Consider the following 18,807-nt stretch of genomic DNA (forward strand, 5'->3'; position numbering starts at 1 on the left):
ACAGTCAATCCCTTCTTTTCATTTTTTCAGTTTTCCCCTTAAAACTTTAAGTAATAAATAGTATTTTAAGCGAACTGTTAGCAGCCTTCCTCCCTTCCTTTTTCGTAATTAACTATAGCACTGGTTTCATTATTTAACATACAATATATTCCATTTATAATTCAATGATGCCAAAGAACCAAATTATGTAATTCAAAAGAACAAATTGGTTTTCAGAAAGTTGATTGGAAGTATGCTCCTTCTTTACAACTGACCTAACAGACAGCCCAACCTTATGCTTCACAACTCCCAAGAGGCAGAGCAGCAGAACAACCCAAACGAAGAGCAGAGTAATGGGGATAACATACCGTGGAAATTTGATTCCATCAGCCTGTGGAACGGCGCTCGTGAATGTAGTCCCTCATCATGGATGCTCCTCCCCCTTACTTAGCGTTAAACGGACATCAAAAGATAGACGATCTAATATTGATAATTCATCAAAAATTATTATTACGTCATTTATGACAATACTACTACTGTGACTACTTCACTTTCCAAAATCAATGGTCAGTAACTAGCACTTTTCTGAGGACAACGGCTCATCTTGGCTTTGCACAGATCACTTGGGTGATTCTCTATTTACCCCTTTCTAGCAGAGCCCACGACAAATGTGAAGCTGTATTCCGGGAGCTGGAGCGACTGGATCAGTTATGAGGGGAATGCGGTGGCGACGGGGGAAGAATAGGTACAATGCACCGAGCTTGAGAATATGCAAAAACACCACTACAAGCTTGAAAGCTTATCGTGGTGTTTTTGATGTATCTAAGTAATTTATCTCAACACTCGACGCCGGAGTAAATTTTTACAGTACAGATACATTGCAAAAGTGAGCAACAGGATAAAGATATCAAACATGGATACGGCTGCTCCAAGAATATTCCAACGATTCATCCACGTAAAGGTAATGAACTCCAGTCCCAAGATCGAATAAGCGGACAATCCAGCAAGTAGTACAGCCCACCGCAAACGTAGCAACAGGAAACAGGGAGCCAATACACCCGAAAAGATATTTATCGTATACAAGATTAACGGAATAATAGGATAATCGGAGAAATAATTTTTCACCGCTTCCCCGTAATTTTTAGACGTATAGTAATCCTCATTTAGTCCCAGCATCATAAAATAATCATAAACCCCATTGGCATAAATAAATAAAAATATACCAGCTATAACCCACAAATGCCAAGGGGCTTTCGAAGACAATAACAATGAATCTTTTTTCATGTTTGTTTCTCCTTTAACCAACTTACGGGCTGGGGAAGCCAGAGATACGAAATTTTGCTGTATTTCATTAAGTTAAAGCTGTATTCCATCGAGTTAGTGTTTGAGTCCTCGTTACTTCACAGTTTTGGAGAAATCTTTTCAAATCCAAATTGATTTTATTCGATAAGTTGGCTATGTTGAGACGTCTCCGGAAAAATTAATGCGCTTTCAATGAGATTTTTAATTTTTTTTCGTTGCTCTTCAATGACTATGACCTCTTTTGAAAGTTCATTGAAAAAAGAATAATGACTTTTGACTCCCAACATTATTAAGTATGAAGCTCCTTCAGATCGGCTGTTTACATGTCCACTTGTAATTAAATCATCAATAATATTCATAACATCATCTGTAATAGGAACGGAAACGACATTTTTTCTAGTTTCTTTATTTAGATCATTTTTTTGAGCTAATAAACGCTGAGCCGCCTCTTCGGTAAGTAATTTCTTTTCTATAAGACCTTCAAGAATCGTTTCATCAATCGGAACTCCCATTTGAATTTTACGTTCAAGCTTTTCTTCCATGGCTTTTTGAATATCCATTTTTTCACACCCCCTCATATCGACATTACATTATTACACGTAATTTATAAAGTCATTTGGTCGCGTTTCTCCCCCAAAAATCGAGTGAGGTTCTTCGCAAGTTGATTCCTGTGATGTTTGTTCCTATAGCACGAAAGAAACCATTCTATCGCTATCAGACCGTTTTCCCAATTCGACATTTCATAGTTGCACACCAAGCTTGCCTCCTGTAGGACATATGTCTCCTTTTCTACGAAAACGATTAAAAAAGCTTTATAATCCACTTCAAATGTTCGATATACAACAAATGAACATCCGCATATCCCATGTTTACATCCTGAAATCGAGCTCAGAAATGTGGCACGGGAGAACAGAACAATACATATAACAGGTTGTTAGGAAACAGAGAAAGTTCTGTCTGGTGAAAAGACAAGAGCTAACAAAGGAGATGAAGATATGAAGGGACAAACGAGTCACACACGAAACAAACGCAGCATCTGCGTGAACTTACTGTTATCCATGCTATTGTTGATCAGCAGTGTACCGCTATGGCCAAGCAAGGCAGCGAACGCTGCAGCCGAAGGGTCATATCTCTTATCCCTGAACAGACCGGTGTATAGCTCATCATCCCTTGGTGGGAATACAGCCGATCTTGCCGTGGATGGAAACAAAGATACCCGATGGGAAAGTACATGGCAGCAGGACCCTCAGTGGATCTATGTTGACCTGGGCGCAGTTGCTTCCATCTCGAACATTTCGATTCAGTGGGAAAATGCTTATGCATCCTCCTTCGATCTTGAAGTGTCAGATGACGAAGTTAACTGGGAGCAAGTATACTCCACAACGAAGGGTCAAGGCGGTTTGACGGAAGTCGAGGTTTCCGCCGATGCACGATATGTGCGTTTGTTCAGTCATGAACGGGCACAGCAAGCCTACGGTGTATCTCTTTACGCGTTCGATGTGTATGGAACGGGTGGAGCAAATCCACCTCCAAAACCGGCTCCCGCCAACCTTGCCCTGGGGAAATCGGTCATAGCGTCATCGGAAGAGATTGACGAGCCTAGCCGCTCCGCCGAAGACAAGGCCAAAATGCAGAAGCGCGATTATGAAGCGCGCAATGTGACAGATGGTGATTCAGGTACACGCTGGTCTTCCATATACAAGGATCAGGAATGGATTGTTGTGGATCTTGGTCAACCTCATGAAATCGGAGGAATTTCGCTGCAATGGGAAAATGCGTTTGGACGTGCTTATGATATTCAGGTATCCAACAACGCAAAGCAATGGACTACGCTGTATCGGGAGTTACACAGCAACGGTGGACGAGATGACATTCCTGTATATGCAGAAGCCAGATATGTCAAGCTCGCAGGGCTTGGCCGAGGTACAACCAACGGCTATTCGCTCTATGCCTTTGATGTGTATGAGTATATTCAAGGGGATGAAAAGCCGATCTACACCATTCCGTCTATCCCAGAGATGAGCTCGGTACAGGTCGGCGCTGGCAGTTATGCCATTAACGACATCACGATGCTGCAACCGAAAAACCCGAAAAATCGCACAGCTGACATCACTGCCCCGATTCCATCCAATGACTGGTGGCAATCGATTCTCGTTTCGGATTTAGGAGATGGAAACAGTCTAGTCACGCTGCCGTTCAAAAACCGATACACCAAGCAGGGGCTTCATATTTTGAACCCTGGTGCTGGATACGTTTCTGCTGACGGCAACTCGATGGATGCCGATGGTGAAGCTGACCTTATCCTGACAACAAGCAATATGAACCCGGCCAAGGTCAATACCAAGGTCGCAGGATACGGGGATTACTCCGCAAACATCATCATGAGCGATGATAACACGGCGAAGGTCAATACAACCTTCGTAAAAGGCTCCCCTTTCCTATACAACACGTTTGAGAACCCGGATACGATCCTGCTCCGTTCACCGAACATCACACGTCTCTTTGATGATCAAAATCGTGAGATTGTGCTGAAGGACGGGGAATCATGGACAGGAGATCATATCGGCGTAGAAGTCACCAATCAGGATAGAGCGCCTTCGCCGCAAACTTTTACAAGAAACTATGGCCTATATGCACCTGAAGGAACCACATTTATAAAGCTTGGCAATACACTGAAGATCAAGCTGGGATCAGGCGAAAATTATTTATCGCTGGCTACTCTGCCATCTGCGTCAGAATTAACATACTATTACCAGCATGCCTATGCTTTTGTGACGGACACGAAAGTCAGTTACGACTATAACGAGAGCACTTCACAAGTTACAACGACCTTCAATTCCGTTACACAAACGAAGCGTGCCAACTTTTCGACGAGCACATTAATGGCTTTGTTCCCGCACCAGTGGAAACTTGCAACAACTCCACTCACAGAGCTTACTTATCCTTCCATTCGTGGAACGATGAAAGTGAGCGAAGGCAACAGCTTTACTACACAAGATCGTTTCTATGGCATTATTCCGCAATTTGTGGAGCCGGATGATCCGACTTACTCACGTGCGCAATTAATCAGTTATCTGGATCAGCTTGATGCGGACACGTCAGGCAATATAATGAGTGAAGATCCCTACTGGCAGGGGAAAAAACTTCATCCGCTTGCATTGGGTGTGCTCATTAGCGATCAGCTTGGAGATCAGGAACGTCGGGACCACTACCTGTCCCTGTTAAGAAGCATTTTGACCGACTGGTACACCTATTCACCGGATGAACGTCTGCACTCCTATTATTTTTATTACTCGGATGAATGGGGAACGATCTTCCCTTATGGAAGCGGGTTCGGAGTCAATACCGGGCTGACGGATCATCATTTTACGTATGGTTATTACGTCTTTGCATCTGCGGTGCTGGCTATGTATGATCCAGCTTTTGTACAGGATTATGGCGATATGGTTGAACTGCTGATCCGGGATTATGCCAATCCTTCGCACACAGACGATCAATTCCCATGGATGCGTAATTTTGATCCTTATGCAGGTCATTCCTGGGCGGGCGGTTATGCCGACAATCGCAGCGGAAACAATCAGGAAGCTGCAGGCGAAGCTCTGTTCAGTTGGGTCGGACAATATATGTGGGGTGAAGTAACGGGGAACAAAGCCTATCGCGATGCAGGTATCTGGGGTTTTGTCACCGAGGAAAAAGCAGCCGAGCAATATTGGTTCAACTATGATGGGGACAACTGGCTGGAAGGATACAAGCACGCTACCGTAGGGCATGTATACGGCAGTGCTTACCTGTATGGTACGTACTTCTCCAACGAGGCCGAGCATATTTACGGCATTCACTGGCTGCCGCCCGCAGAGTGGATGACCTATTATGGTCGTGATCCAAAGAATACTGCGGCATTATACAACGGTCTGATCAAGGATCTTGGTGGTCAGCAGGAGCACACATGGCAGCACATTATCTGGCCTTTCCAATCCATCGGGGACCCGCAGGCCGCTCTTGCGAAGTGGGATACGAAAGAGATGCAGCAAAACGAAGTCTTTAACGCCTATTGGTTCATACACAGTATGGCATCCACAGGAACACGTACAATGGATATTTGGGCTGATTCTCCCGCAGCAACCGTATACGATAAGGATGGTGTCTACACGGCACAAATCTGGAATCCATCAGATACCGCCAAAACGGTTCGCTTTTATAATGCAAGCGGTGCTTTGGGTTCAGCTACCGTCTATGCGAAGGCTCAAGTGAAGGTCAATCCATTGGAACATACGGTAGTCAAGCAGCCGGATGCTTCACAAGGCGTCACCTATCTGGATCGCAGCAAATGGACAATTACCGCCTCCACCAGTTCGGAAGCAGTGGAACGCATGATAGACGGAGATTTGACTACCCGCTGGTCATCTGGACAAACGCAACAGCCTGGAGACTGGCTCCATATTGATCTGGGCAACGAACAGATGATGGACACTCTTTTTATGAACTCCGGCAACAGCGGAGGTGATTATGCCCACGGGTATGAAGTTTACGTTTCGAAGGACGATGAGAATTGGAGCAAGCCAATTGCACAGGGAACAGGCTCATCTCCGAGCCTGTCCGTCGATTTGGGAATGCAGACCGCGCGTTACATCAAAATTGTATTGACTGCTCCCGCAGACAGTTGGTGGTCCATATCGGAACTCAAGCTCGCCCGATTCGGGAAATTGGACCAAGCACCTGAACAACCAAATCCAGCTCCAGCCCCGCTGCCCGATCGGTCAACCTGGATCGTGACCGCTTCCTCCACTCAAGGAACGGATGTCTCAGCTCACATGCTGGATGGAAATAAAGACACATTATGGACGAACGGACGAAAGCAAACGAGCGGACAGTGGATTACGATTGATCTTGGGCAAACGAGTGCTTTTGACGCGATAGAGCTGGACCCGGGGAACGCCAAGGATGACTATCCGCGGCAATATCGCATTTTCGTTTCCGATGACGGGCAAAACTGGGGAACCTCTATTGCCGGAGGCGAAGGAGTGCCGGGACGTCTCTCCATCACCTTCCCCGAACAGCAGGCACGTTATGTGAAGATCATGCAGACCAGTGAATCCGATCAATGGTGGTCGGTCTCTGAGCTATTTGTTAATCACTATGGAACAGGAAAACAAAAACGTCTGCTTCCAGATGGCTGGTCCGTCACAACGTCTTCCGGTGAGGGGGCTGCCACGGTGCTGGATGGCTCGAACGAAACTCGCTGGACTTCCGGTCAGACACAAACAGGCGGTGAGTGGCTTCAGCTGGATCTGGGCCATTCAGAGACAGTGAACCGGATTGTACTGGATAGTGCACACTACAGTGAGGATTATGCTCGTGGTTATGAGGTATACACCTCTCTCGACGGCATGGATTGGGGTAAAGCTGTGGCTACGGGTGAAGGGAAACATGCCTTGCTGTTCATTGCATTCGCTCCTCATGAAGCCCGCTATATCAAAATCGTTCAGACCGGAACGGATTCTCACTGGTGGTCTGTAGCTGAAATCGCAGTTTACACTGCCGATCAGACACTATGGATACCCGGTGAACAGGATGAGCTGCTGCCTTCCGAACTGGATCGGACGTCTTGGACAGCTACAGCCTCCACATCTGAAGACGTAGGTGCACTGCTGGATGATGATCTGAACTCACGCTGGACCTCTGCATCCGGACAACAAGCCGACCAGTGGATTCAGATCGATCTGGGAAGCATCCAGAATTCCAGCCGGTTAACTATGGACTCAGGCAGCAGCACCAATGACTATGCCCGCAGTTTTACAATCTTCACTTCAACAGATGGCGAGCAATGGAATTCGGTTTCAGAAGCTGTGGGAACAGATTCTTTAATCTCAGTGACATTCACGAACCAGAAGGCACGATATGTCAAAATTGCTTTGACTACGGACAATGCTGAGTGGTGGTGGTCTATTGCTGAGCTGAAGCTGTACCAATGATACACTGAATTAAAAATCATCAATCTTACGCTGAATAAAAAAACATTAATCCAAGGATTTAAATATCGTTCGTGTAACCACCTCTCTTCCTCCATTTTGCGGGACAGGGGTGGTTTTTTTGAATTCACCCGCTTCTAAATGCAATAAGCAGTTATCTCGAATTGAATACGTACTTTCAAATCACGAATACGAACGGCAGCAGGACACACTGAATATCCACCTAAGCACAGCTTTAGCGACCGTCATATGTTTTTTTGCGTTGTTCCCGAAATCACCTATTGGAAAATTGAGGATTGACAGCGCTAGACATCCAATTTAATATAATCTTAGCGGAAAACTATGAATAAATTCAGTATAAATAAATCCACTAAAGGAGACTACAAAATGGCTGCCCTCCAAACGTTCAAAGCATCTGCTCATCTGCAAAACGGAGTTCAAGTGAAAGCAGCATCCCGAAACTTCGAGTTTATTATCGACGAGCCGCAAAGCTTGGGTGGAACCGATACCGGCATGAATCCGGTGGAAGCTTTACTGGCCTCGCTGGGAGCATGTCAGTCGATCGTAGCCAGGGTATATGCGCCTAAATTCGGGGTGAACCTCAATGATTTCTTTGTAGATGTAGAAGGCGATATTGACCTGGATGGATTTTTCGACAAATCAGAGGTGCGTCCGGGCTATTCCGATATTCGGTATACATTCCGCATCAAAACAGATTCTCCTCCAGAGCAGGTTGAAGCATTTGTACAATTCCTGGAGAGCAAGTGTCCCGTTGGAGATACGTTGGCACATCCGGTTAATCTCAAGTTGGACAGAATTATCATCGAAAACTAAGCAGCCTATAAATACTGTGAAACCGGGGTTTTAAAAGATTCCTCCCAACATTTAATGGTCAAAAATATTTCTCTACCGTAATGGGTAGAACTGATATTGAATTGTTAGCCGTACAAATATTAGAAATAAAAAAAGCCCGCGTTTTTCGCGGGCTTCTGGATGAAATCTATTATTGCTTTTTACTTAAAGATACATTTGCTGTTAACGTCTTGTCGATCGTCGTCCAGTTTACATAAGCACCCAGTATTTCATTAATAACGGAAACCGGGACTACGGTTTCGCCATTTAAAAGCTTTGGTACCTTACTATTGAACACTAGTTTATCGTTAATTGAATACACATCTGAACCAATTTGAGCACTTATATTTTTTGTGCCTAATTTGATTTGTGTTGTACGCGACTTATTATCCCACACTACTGTACCGCCCAAAAGCTCCGAAATTGTTCGAATCGGTACGTAGAACTCATTGTTATGAACAACCGGTTTGATTAACGTACCACCTACATTCATGGCAACGTCAACATATTCAAGGAAATCGGTCTTTCGAATGAGTCCATGAACCCCTTTAGTTCGGTCTACGACCTGAGATACTTCATAATCCGTTGCGGCCGATAGATAAGCATACGCTACACTTCTATCCATATCAAGCTTATCGGATAAAAATTGAATCGATTCACGCACTGATTCTTTCATTGCTTCATCCAAATCAGGGTCCAGTCCAATGGGAATCCAATAATCCTCTGTTTCAGCAAAGGGCTGCGTGAATTCTCCACGATGTGGTATTGATGGATCACCTTTCTTTAACACCGTTAACCGAACTGTACCTCTTAAGGAAGCTTCCAATGCAGTTAACGCTACTTCTCCATCTCCTTGAGCAAAATGTGGATCTCCAGTATAGAATAACCCGCCTTTAACTTGAATCGGATAATAAATAGTTGAACCAACACCTAACTCATTAATATCCATATTGCCTCCTGTTTCAATAGGAGGGATAGAACTCACAACTTCGCTGGTATTTGGCGCAACCCCCATCACACCGAGAAACGGATTAATTGGGAAACGCACATTTTTGCCGGCTTTTGTTGGCAATAAACCATACCAATTGCCGTTGATTTCTTCAATAGGCGTAAATATAGATACATTATTATATAATTCCGGTTTTGTTGCGCTAGCTCCCTCTTGCGGGCCTGTATTTTCTGGAAATTCGTTAGGAAGGGCACCTTTACCATGGCGGTTAGAAATGAAACCATATGGAACTCGAGTTTGCAACGAAAGGACTTCTACTTTAAGAACATCTCCTGGCATCGCTCCTTCAACCGCTACTGGCCCAGTGATAATATGAGGTCCGTCTTTTACATAATCATGCTTAATCGCAGACGCCGCAATTGCCTTCGCATCATCCAACACTCCATCGGGGGAGATACCGAATTTGCCGAAGTACTCCACTGGATTCCTCCCTTGATCCTCGATCAGTCCCTCATGCGATACCGTATCAAACGTTACAGCACTTCCTGATGGTACAGTAAGAATCGGAGAGCTATCACGATTAGGCAGTGATCCCCAGCGAATGTTCTCAATCGCAGACGTTACATAATAATCACCTTCTACCTTATCGATGGTTGTTGGTTGCAGCGGCATAGAAAAGCCCACTGAAGGTAGAGCAAATGTAAACATACCTATAATCCCTGCTGAAATCCCAAATTTCCTAATGGTTCGGTTAATAAACATTAAGCTCCCCCTCTATAATATGTAATATTTTCTAACACAAATACACAATAACATATAAATATATTAACAACAATATTTTCTTGTCAATTAAAATAACATAATATAGACACATACCAAGAAATCCCTTATACCACTTTAAGTAAATGTTAGTATACTTACCATTTGTAAGACATATAAAACTAAAATACATTTAGTAAACTTGAGGACCCTTCTTCAGAGATTCGAACAAACAAGCTGATATAACAAAAAGCCTCCGTGAGGAGGCTTCAGCGTTGTTTATCAAACAACATTTTTGGCTTTATTTTAGCGGAACCTTCATTTCCAGCTCTTCAATGTAATTTTTAACGATCTCCCCATCGGCATCCAGCTTATACGCGCCATTTGTTGCACCAGGTACTTCCATCTCGGGATAAAACGGTTTAATCGTGATAGATTTAGCGTTTGCTTGAATCGGAGTTAACACGATGTCATGATACAGTGCTTTTTCTTTATTGTTATCATCAGTACCAAACGCAGTTAAGTAATCCAGTTGACGGCCGCTGTCATCCACAAACTCATACATCATACCAAAAACCCGCTCTGTTGTATCTCCCTTCCCAATCAGTTGAATACGAGTTGAAGTTGATGTAAGACTTATTTTACCAAGCTCAAGAGTCAGGTTCCCAGCCTGTTTGGTCAAGCTGTCTGTTAACACCACTGGTTTGTCTGCTGTCTTTTGCATTGGAAGTTCAACAATGTAAGGTTTATCCACCCCTGCAAGCTTTACCTTTAGTTTAAGCTGAAACTTCTCTGGAAAAGTGTAGCCTTTGCCGCCTAACCATGAAGGATCCGTAATTTTAACACGAACACTTTTAGAATGATCTCCAGGCCCCCACCCCAGGTTAGGCCTTTGCCCAAGCGTTTTTCCACCAAGCTCCATAATAGATTTTCCGTTAATATAAACGTCAATAGACTCAAGAGTCCCTTCATCCATAGGCTTGCTTTCATCTCCTGCACCGTTGTACACGAAGCTGTTCTTTAGTCCCTTGCCCGTCCGGTCGATCGAAATATCAATAAGGTTTCCGTCAAACACAGCTTTTTTCACCTCAAGCGTAATTCCACTCTGAGTCACTCGAACCGCGTCCGCTTTAATCGCATTCTTCCCTTTTTCTCCAGTAGCTTGAGCTGCCGCAGCATCAACCGTTGTTGCTTGATATCCCCAAGCCCCGCCTCCAACTAACAATCCTGTTGCCAAAGCTGTTACCGCAATCATTTTAGATGTGCTTTTCATGGTTTATCGTCTCCTCTTGTTTCGGATGAAATCTCGTATAGTTTTTGTATTTCTGCTTGATCCACCGGAAAGGTGATCTCCAGCCCGTTGATATAATTTTTAATGACTTCCCCGCGCTCGTTTAGTTTGAAGCGTCCTGAAGAGGATGAAGGATCCTCCATTTCAGGCAAAAAAGCTTTCAGTTTGATCGATGAAGGAGCCTTTGCCATACGTTCAAACAGCACATTATAACGAAGCTCTCCTGCGTGGCCGGTTTCATGCGCACCATATCCGCCAATGAAACCCAGCACATTGCCCCTGTCATCCCACAGTTCAAACCATAGCCGATGCTGCCATTCCTGATCATCCGAATCAACACTTAACAACACTTGGGTTGTAATTGGTGTGAACTGGATTTCACTTAAGGTCAGCTTGTGGCCTCTCCATTCTCTCGACTTCTGAACGGTGGACATGACATTGGCCTGCTGTTTACGTACTGGGAGTTCCATCACAAATGGCTCCTCAATCCCCTCCAGACCAATCTGAACTGTCAGCGTAAATGCATCTGGAAGTGCTGATGTGAACTGCTGCGATGCGGAACGTGGCGTTAATTCATAAATGGCTGTATTTGGATCGGATGTGCGTTTTGCACTAAGACCCATATTCCATCCATTTTCCTGCCGATCGATGGGACGTCCATCGATCTGCACATCAAAGGAATGAATGGCTCCTTTAGGGTATTCGGGCTTTGTTCCGTTCCCCGTAGAAATTTGGTCAAGAATACCGCCACTTTGTTTTTCTCCATCACGAGTAACTATCATGGATAGCCTTATGCCATCGTAGACAAGCTCTGGAATACGGAGAGTAATTCCATCATGGGTGGCGCTGGCTTCCACGACTTCTGCAAGACCGTTCTCCTCCAAGGTTTGCAGCCCTAAGTCGTCGGCGGCCAGCTTAAACAGACTGCCGATGAGTGGAACACTTTGCAGTGATGCTGCTATGGCTGGTGATACAGCGGCACCGCCCAGCAAGCCACCGATCGTAACAATCATCACCGCTGCAGCTGTCAAAAGGAACCGGTAAACCGGGGACACAGAACGAACAGACTTTTTACGGTGGTGACTGCGTTTTTGCATCGGGAGAGCCTCCAGTGCGGCATAGACCTCTTCCTGACGGTGGCGAATCATGTCGGGTACCTTACCCGCATTCGCTTTACCCAATTCCCGCAGTTCCTGATCAAGATCACGTTGATTCAATCGCACTCTCCCCTTTCCAATCCATTTGTTTCGCAAGCACCCCGCGTGCTCTGTGTAAGCGTGCTTTGACAGCACCTTCCGACAGTTCCAGAACACTCGCTATTTGTTTGATCGGCAAATCCTGATAATAGAACAGATGAATAACCAAACGTAACGACTCGTCCAGATTCTCAACAGCTTCCCTTAAATCTTGCTGCCTGCTGTTTACAAAATGTGTTAGATTGCCGCGTGTTTCAGTCTGCTCAGGCAGCTCCGCCATGACAACGGTTCGTTTGCGCATACGGAGCACCTGATTACATTCATTAATGAGAATGCGAATAAGCCATGTTTTAAAATAAGCTGTATTCCGTAAACCGGTTATGCCTTTATATGCTTTCAGTGTTGTTTCCTGAAGAGCATCCGCGCAATCCTCATCCCGTCCCACAATGGATTTTGCCAAACTGTACAGCTCGGGCTCCAGCCTCCGGAATAGCTGAATAAAAGCTTCACGATCTCCCTGCTGTGCTCTTTTGACTTCTTGCTCCATAGTTTGATGCACGAATTTCACTCCTTCTGAGGGCCCTCTATTAGATTAGATGGACAAGTACAGCAAAAGGTTATATGTAGGATAAAAATAAATTTCTGCGATTCACTAAAATGCTATAAACCGTACATTCGGGCTCCTTTTATGATGTGGAGAAAATATCCTGTTCAAATCATGAGTAAGCAATGAAAATAGATTATGATCATCACGTTAAACCAATTAAGACGGGCTTTACAGTTTACAGGGAAGATAGCCGCGGCTTTGTGTTCAGTGACCCCATTTCGCTGGAAGCCCAGCTTGAATTTGTCGTGAAAAGCTTAACCGACATGGAGTGAAATCATTTGCATATTTTCATAATCAGCTTCAAATCCTATGAGATGGTTGGGACATTCTGGACCCAATAATAAATTGATGCCATTCGCTATTAAAGGAGAATCCCACATGAAGGCAGCCATCGTCACAAAGGATAAAAGGGTTCGTATAGAGGATAAACAGCTGCGCCCCCTCAATTATGGGGAAGCACTCGTTCAAATGGAATATTGCGGCGTGTGCCACACAGACTTACAAGTAAAAAATGCCGATTTCGGTGAGGTTACAGGCAGGGTGCTTGGACATGAAGGGATTGGGAAAGTCATTAAGTTAGGGGAAGGCGTGACAAGTTTAGCGATTGGTGATCGAGTCAGCATAGCTTGGCTGTTTGAGAGCTGCGGCCGCTGCGAATATTGTTTGACCGGGCGAGAGACACTGTGCCGTCAGGTCAAAAACGCGGGCTATACAGTGGATGGTGCAATGGCAGAACAATGCATCGTTACCGCAGATTATGCGGTCAAAGTACCCGATCAACTTGATCCTGCTGCTGCAACAAGTGTAACCTGTGCCGGGGTGACCACTTATAAAGCGGTAAAAGTAAGTAATATCCGTCCTGGTCAGTGGATCGGAATTTTTGGCATCGGCGGTTTGGGAAATCTGGCTGTACAATACGCCAAACATGTGTTCAATGCCAAGGTGATTGCTTTTGACATCAGCGATGAGAAGCTTGAGCTTGCACTGAAAGTGGGTGCAGACCATGCCGTCAACAGTCTAAAGGATGATCCTGTGCTGAAAGCCAAACAGCTAACCAACGGAGATGGTCTTGATGCAACCGTAGTCACCGCTGTTGCCAAAAAACCTTTTAATCAAGCCGTAGATGTTGTCAAAGCAGGTGGCCGGGTAGTTGCTGTAGGGTTGCCTACAGACAAAATGGATCTCGATATTCCTCGTCTGGTGCTGGATGGCATACAGGTGATCGGCTCCTTAGTAGGCACCCGAGAAGATCTGCAGGAGGCCTTTCGCTTTGCCGCCGAAGGCAAAGTGGTACCGATTGTGAGCAAGCGCAAAATTGATGATATCAACCAGATATTCGAAGAGATGGAAGAAGGTAGAATTCAGGGCCGCATGGTGATTGATTTTACAACTTAATGCGAATTACACACAACCGACAGGTTATGATGATGACATCGTAGCCTGTTTTTTTGTTTTTTTATAAATGCTAAATAATTGTCCTCCTGTTGTAGACACAAACTATCCACTTACAATTATTGGTGTTTTGTAGTAGACTTTATATTGTAAATATATAGTTATTATATTATAAATTTAGGAGGAATTTTCGTGATGAATCGTTATTTCTCATTATTGCTAAGTGTCTGTTTGATTTTTCTTAGTATTGCTCCCTTCGCAGAAGCAAAGCCGAATCAGGTTGGCTCAAGCGGACTTTATGAAGTCAGCACAGGTGTTTCTTTATATGCTGAGATTCAGGGCGTAAAAAACCTTCTTCCCACCGTTGTTTTCATTAGCGGGTATGGTGATGATTCATCCGTCTGGTCTGATATGCAATCCGAGATTTCCAAAACAACGTTAACTGTATCCTATGATCGGGCCGGACTTGGTCTTAGTGACGACACAACCAAGGATAAAACGACAAAACAGCAAGTGAAAGAACTACATAAGCTTTTGCAAAAAGCTAATATTCCAGGGCCGTATGTACTGGTAGGCCACAGTCTCGGCGGGGTGAATGTGAGAGCATTTGCCGACCGTTATGCAGATGAAGTTGCAGGCGCTGTTCTAATCGACGCCTCTCATGAGAAGCAGGAGGAGGCCATTTTAGCCACCCTGCCTGAAGAGATTAAAGAATTGTATTTATCGCAATTTACTGTTGAAGGAAGCTATAAGGATGTCATCAAAAGCTTCACATACATTGAAAAGCTGCGTGCCAAAGATACATTACGTGATCTTCCTTTAACCGTTATTTCTGCAACAGAACACGGGATGGGACCTGAAATGGAATTAAAATGGGCAGAAATGCAGCTGGATCTGGCTTCGTTGTCCAACCATTCTACTCATGTCATTGCTCAAGGATCAGGGCACTATGTATACCTTGACCAGCCCGAGCTTGTGAAGCAACAAATCCTCACCATGCTTGCACAATAAAAAACGGGTATGTATCAGTGAATAGATCACTTGGAGTGATATATATTACGCTGGAACTTGTTAAACAATAGCCTCCAGAAGGAGGCTATTTGAATTATTCGTTGCATCTGTCTTTTAAAGCTTTGCCGGCACGCTGTTCACCGTTATACTTTCTTTACGTCCTTTTGCTTGCTGATCTTTTTCAACAAAGACATTTCTTCCAGTATCCTCGGAACACCTGTAACACGATACATCATGCCAACTATCAACTAATAATAGATGCTTATTGCTCGTAGTTGGACTTTTTCATGTATAGTGAAATGACAGGAGAATCAGACTCTACTCTATAAATTTTAGCAAACGACAAGAAAGGAGCCTGAGACATGGAATGGATGTATGAAGATGAAGATGTAGCTCAAAGAGTGACAAGAGCCATTCAGACAGGTGATACTTCCTCTTTGGAACAGCTCTTATTAGATCACTCCGGGCTGGTAAAAACAAAAATTCTGGAACGGAACCCTCAGAACAAAGAGGCCAGCTCAACGGTTTCCCGAACGCTGCTGCATGTAGCCACAGACTGGCCGGGTCATTTTCCCAATGTAACGGAGACGATTCGTGTGTTGACCGAATACGGAGCTGAAGTTAACGCCCGCATGCTGGGTGCAAATCACGAGACCCCCTTGCATTGGGCTGCAAGCTGTAATGATGTGCAGGCGCTCGATGCTCTGATTGATGCAGGTGCTGACATTGAAGCATCCGGGGCCGTGATTGCCGGAGGAACACCACTGGACGATGCAGTTGCATTTGCACAGTGGAATACCGCAAGGCGCCTGGTTGAACGCGGAGCTCTTACCGCACTCTGGCATGCAGCAGCACTCGGACAGATCGACGACATCAAAGACCATTTTAAAGGAAAAACACTACCAGAATATTATCCTTGGACTTCAGGCAGCTCTTCCGCTCCAACAGATACAGTAAATATATCTTTCTGGTGTGCTTGTCATGGGGGCCAGCAAGAAGCGGCAGCATACCTTCTTCAACAAGGCGCTGAACTGAACTGGGCCGCTGCCTGGGATGGATCAACGCCATTAGACACAGCCAAGCGAAATGGTTTCGCTGACTTGGTTACTTGGCTTGAACGACAGGGAGCTAAAGGTGCAGGTAATATACATCGTGAAATATGAACAGTCAGGTTTACCGCAACAAGCAGTTAATTTCGGTACAAATAAGGGGCTGGGTGCACTCAAACATGTTGAGTCGCCCAGCCCCTGCTTATGTATATTTTGTTTGTAAGAGTACAGACCTTAAGCAACACTATAACAGAAAGCAAAGAAACAGTCTATATTTTCAGGCGTGATCTGGTCTATATTTAGATTGCTGGCCGGCGAATTTAGTTTAAAAAGGAGCGTCACGCAATGAAATCTAATCCTCACTTTAGTCATCACGAATTACAGGAATACGTACACGCTGTCTTCGGCCATGATTATCACGCTGCTGAACAAACTCGAATACAGGGCGGGGCCCAAAAAGTTATTTATAAAGTCAATTTCACTAATGGCTTCTCCTGTCTGCTGTACATTTGGGACATTTCTTCCAACTACTTTCATGATGAACTTCTGAAGGAGTCTACATTCCAGAACTCTTATGGCAGTTCACTATTTTCGATGAATACGGTTTTTCTACGAAATCATGGTATACGGACACCTGCTTTATATGATATGAGAAATGGCAGAAACGGATTTGATTTCGACTTCGCTCTGGTCGAATATGTTGAGGGGCAACCTGCTGAAAGCTATTTTCAGCATCATGACACCCCAGACAAGCATGCGTTGTTTCAGGAGATCGGGAGTATGATCTCCACCATGCATGCAATTGAAAGAGAGCACTATGGCAAAGCAGACGATGACAAAATGAAAGAAATCCCCTGCTTTAAGTTAAAGCAAGACGATGCAATAAATGCTTTATGCTATGCCTCCAAACATATAGCAATGATCAAAGAGAATCACGACCTTTTATTGCACAAACTCGCCCAATTGGAATCACGAATTCAACCGCGTACCCGTCATCATTTCATCCATGATGAGCTCGGACCCAATCACATTATAATAGATCATAAAATGCAGCCATACCTAATTGACATTGAAGGTGCGGGGTTCTTTGACCTTGAGCATGAGCACAGCTTTCTGAAGCTTCGATTCGGCGAATACTATCGTTATTTTGAACAAGAAAATCTTGATTCTGCACGGCTGTCATTCTATCGTTTATGTCATCATTTATCGTTGACCTCAGGGGGACTAAAGCTTCTTCACAGACAATTCCCTGATCGGCAGTTTGCCAGAAAACTCGCTGCATACCATGCAAGGCAAGCGATAGAGATGCTTTCACATAACCGAGATTAATCGTTATAACCATTTATCGGGAACAATCGTTATTTCTGCAACAGAGCACAGGATGGGACCGGAAATGGAGCTGAAATGGGCAGAAATGCAGCTGGATCTGGCTTCGTTGTCCAACCATTCTACTCATGTCATTGCTCAAGGATCAGGACACTATGTATACCTTGACCAGCCCGAGCTTGTGAAGCAACAAATCCTCACCATGCTTACACAATAGAAAGCAATATGTGCACAGTGAAAAAGTAACCGCCTAAAGTTCTAAAACTTCTGGCGGTTACTTTCTTATCGGCAATGAGAGACAAGAACCTCTTGCTATAATATTTAAGAGGTTCTGTGTCTGGATTGGATTTATTCAAGATTTCCATTAAGTGATGCTAAGACCCGCGCTCGCATATCCTGCAACAGTGGTAGCCACATCGATTCCGGCTGTCACTGTTGCTGAGAAGACCATAAGCAATCGGTCACTCGCAGCTACTGGAATACTCAGCCCTGTGGTCAATCCACTGGAGATTGTGCCTAATGCTATAATGCCAGTCAACGCTGGTGCCAAGGTTACAACGGCTCCCGGCACGGCCGTAAAACTATTATCAGGTGTAGTGGATCGGAATAATTGTGCAGTAATAGTTATTGTAGTTCCGACCAAGCTAAGTGCTGCTGTTGTACTAAAATAAGCAGCAAGCGAAGTAATCGTTCCAGCACGCGGTGCAGAAAAAGCAAAGTTAAGCAACGTGCCTGGTGAGCCTGTGAGGTCAATAACTCCTCCGCTAATCGTTATTCCAGCCGTACTGTTTCCAAAACCAACCAAACTGGAGGTATTCAAAATTCCGCCTAGAACCGTAGTTAGTGAAGCCGGAAGACCGGATGCATAAGGAATAATCGCTCCAGTACCTGCCACGCCTGTTGCTCCTGTCACGCCTGTCGCGCCGGTACCACCTGTCGCTCCTGTCGGGCCTGTTGCACCGGCAACGCCTGTCGCTCCCGTCGGGCCTGTTGCACCGGCAACGCCTGTCGCTCCCGTCGGGCCTGTTGCACCGGCAACGCCTGTCGCTCCCGTCGGGCCTGTTGCACCGGCAACGCCTGTCGCTCCCGTCGGGCCTGTTGCACCGGCAACGCCTGTCGCTCCCG

The 18,807-nt window shown here is 45.0% G+C and carries 14 protein-coding genes; 7 read left to right on the plus strand and 7 right to left on the minus strand.

Features of this window, described 5'->3' with window-relative positions:
• Positions 1 to 810: 810 nt before the first annotated feature.
• Positions 811 to 1,263, minus strand: a complete 453-nt coding sequence (locus ACQSGY_RS26485) for a hypothetical protein (protein ID WP_427181599.1) — start codon at positions 1,261 to 1,263, stop codon at positions 811 to 813.
• Positions 1,264 to 1,418: 155 nt separating this feature from the next.
• A complete protein-coding gene (locus ACQSGY_RS26490; protein WP_427181600.1) occupies positions 1,419 to 1,841 on the minus strand; it encodes a hypothetical protein in 423 nt (140 codons plus the stop codon).
• A gap of 435 nt (positions 1,842 to 2,276) precedes the next feature.
• On the opposite strand from ACQSGY_RS26490, the gene ACQSGY_RS26495 reads away from it, so the two are divergent.
• The gene (locus ACQSGY_RS26495) at positions 2,277 to 7,253 is read left to right on the plus strand and encodes a discoidin domain-containing protein (RefSeq protein WP_427181601.1); all 4,977 of its coding nucleotides are present in this window, start codon (positions 2,277 to 2,279) and stop codon (positions 7,251 to 7,253) included.
• 384 nt (positions 7,254 to 7,637) lie between these two features.
• A complete protein-coding gene (locus tag ACQSGY_RS26500; RefSeq protein ID WP_427181602.1) occupies positions 7,638 to 8,084 on the plus strand; it encodes an OsmC family protein in 447 nt (148 codons plus the stop codon).
• 169 nt (positions 8,085 to 8,253) lie between these two features.
• Here the strand turns inward: ACQSGY_RS26500 and ACQSGY_RS26505 are convergent, their stop codons facing one another.
• The 4 genes from ACQSGY_RS26505 to ACQSGY_RS26520 all read right to left on the minus strand — a co-directional run bounded on the left by ACQSGY_RS26505 (position 8,254) and on the right by ACQSGY_RS26520 (position 12,856).
• Positions 8,254 to 9,813 carry an acetamidase/formamidase family protein gene (locus tag ACQSGY_RS26505; protein ID WP_427181603.1) on the minus strand — a complete coding sequence of 520 codons (1,560 nt, stop codon included), beginning with the start codon at positions 9,811 to 9,813 and terminating at the stop codon, positions 8,254 to 8,256.
• A gap of 298 nt (positions 9,814 to 10,111) precedes the next feature.
• Positions 10,112 to 11,083: a DUF5643 domain-containing protein gene (locus tag ACQSGY_RS26510; protein WP_427181604.1), complete on the minus strand. Its 972-nt coding sequence runs from the start codon at positions 11,081 to 11,083 to the stop codon at positions 10,112 to 10,114.
• Positions 11,080 to 12,318 (minus strand): DUF4179 domain-containing protein, encoded by a 1,239-nt coding sequence (locus ACQSGY_RS26515; protein ID WP_427181605.1) that lies wholly within the window; start codon positions 12,316 to 12,318, stop codon positions 11,080 to 11,082. The genes ACQSGY_RS26510 and ACQSGY_RS26515 overlap by 4 nt, the downstream gene beginning before the upstream one ends.
• Positions 12,305 to 12,856 (minus strand): sigma-70 family RNA polymerase sigma factor, encoded by a 552-nt coding sequence (locus tag ACQSGY_RS26520; RefSeq protein WP_426333149.1) that lies wholly within the window; start codon positions 12,854 to 12,856, stop codon positions 12,305 to 12,307. Before ACQSGY_RS26520 ends, ACQSGY_RS26515 begins: the two co-directional genes overlap by 14 nt.
• A 426-nt stretch (positions 12,857 to 13,282) precedes the next feature.
• Between ACQSGY_RS26520 and adhP the strand changes: the two genes are divergently transcribed.
• The 5 genes from adhP (at position 13,283) to ACQSGY_RS26545 (ending at position 17,899) form a co-directional block, all read left to right on the plus strand.
• Positions 13,283 to 14,299 carry an alcohol dehydrogenase AdhP gene (gene adhP, locus ACQSGY_RS26525; protein ID WP_427181606.1) on the plus strand — a complete coding sequence of 339 codons (1,017 nt, stop codon included), beginning with the start codon at positions 13,283 to 13,285 and terminating at the stop codon, positions 14,297 to 14,299.
• 192 nt (positions 14,300 to 14,491) lie between these two features.
• Positions 14,492 to 15,307, plus strand: a complete 816-nt coding sequence (locus ACQSGY_RS26530; protein ID WP_427181613.1) for an alpha/beta fold hydrolase — start codon at positions 14,492 to 14,494, stop codon at positions 15,305 to 15,307.
• A gap of 362 nt (positions 15,308 to 15,669) precedes the next feature.
• Entirely contained in the window at positions 15,670 to 16,470 is an 801-nt protein-coding gene (locus tag ACQSGY_RS26535) for an ankyrin repeat domain-containing protein (protein ID WP_427181607.1), read from the plus strand.
• 231 nt (positions 16,471 to 16,701) lie between these two features.
• Positions 16,702 to 17,685, plus strand: coding sequence for a phosphotransferase (locus ACQSGY_RS26540; RefSeq protein WP_427181608.1), 984 nt, complete (start codon positions 16,702 to 16,704; stop codon positions 17,683 to 17,685).
• 64 nt (positions 17,686 to 17,749) lie between these two features.
• A complete protein-coding gene (locus ACQSGY_RS26545) occupies positions 17,750 to 17,899 on the plus strand; it encodes a hypothetical protein (RefSeq protein ID WP_427181609.1) in 150 nt (49 codons plus the stop codon).
• Between the two features lie 147 nt (positions 17,900 to 18,046).
• On the opposite strand, the gene ACQSGY_RS26550 is transcribed toward ACQSGY_RS26545, so the two are convergent.
• The coding region (locus ACQSGY_RS26550) for an exosporium glycoprotein BclB-related protein (protein WP_427181610.1) at positions 18,047 to 18,807 on the minus strand (761 nt) is incomplete at its 5' end.

It is taken from the genome of Paenibacillus sp. TC-CSREp1, from assembly GCF_050171015.1.
GTDB classification, from domain to species: domain Bacteria; phylum Bacillota; class Bacilli; order Paenibacillales; family Paenibacillaceae; genus Paenibacillus; species Paenibacillus silvae.

Coding starts and splice junctions, on each gene's coding strand:
- ACQSGY_RS26505 (WP_427181603.1), bottom strand. CDS start 9,813: ATGTTTATTAACCGAACCATTAGGAAATTTGGGATTTCAGCAGGGATT.
- ACQSGY_RS26490 (WP_427181600.1), bottom strand. CDS start 1,841: ATGGATATTCAAAAAGCCATGGAAGAAAAGCTTGAACGTAAAATTCAA.
- ACQSGY_RS26540 (WP_427181608.1), top strand. CDS start 16,702: ATGAAATCTAATCCTCACTTTAGTCATCACGAATTACAGGAATACGTA.
- ACQSGY_RS26530 (WP_427181613.1), top strand. CDS start 14,492: ATGAATCGTTATTTCTCATTATTGCTAAGTGTCTGTTTGATTTTTCTT.
- ACQSGY_RS26485 (WP_427181599.1), bottom strand. CDS start 1,263: ATGAAAAAAGATTCATTGTTATTGTCTTCGAAAGCCCCTTGGCATTTG.
- adhP (WP_427181606.1), top strand. CDS start 13,283: ATGAAGGCAGCCATCGTCACAAAGGATAAAAGGGTTCGTATAGAGGAT.
- ACQSGY_RS26495 (WP_427181601.1), top strand. CDS start 2,277: ATGAAGGGACAAACGAGTCACACACGAAACAAACGCAGCATCTGCGTG.
- ACQSGY_RS26535 (WP_427181607.1), top strand. CDS start 15,670: ATGGAATGGATGTATGAAGATGAAGATGTAGCTCAAAGAGTGACAAGA.
- ACQSGY_RS26545 (WP_427181609.1), top strand. CDS start 17,750: ATGGAGCTGAAATGGGCAGAAATGCAGCTGGATCTGGCTTCGTTGTCC.
- ACQSGY_RS26500 (WP_427181602.1), top strand. CDS start 7,638: ATGGCTGCCCTCCAAACGTTCAAAGCATCTGCTCATCTGCAAAACGGA.
- ACQSGY_RS26510 (WP_427181604.1), bottom strand. CDS start 11,083: ATGAAAAGCACATCTAAAATGATTGCGGTAACAGCTTTGGCAACAGGA.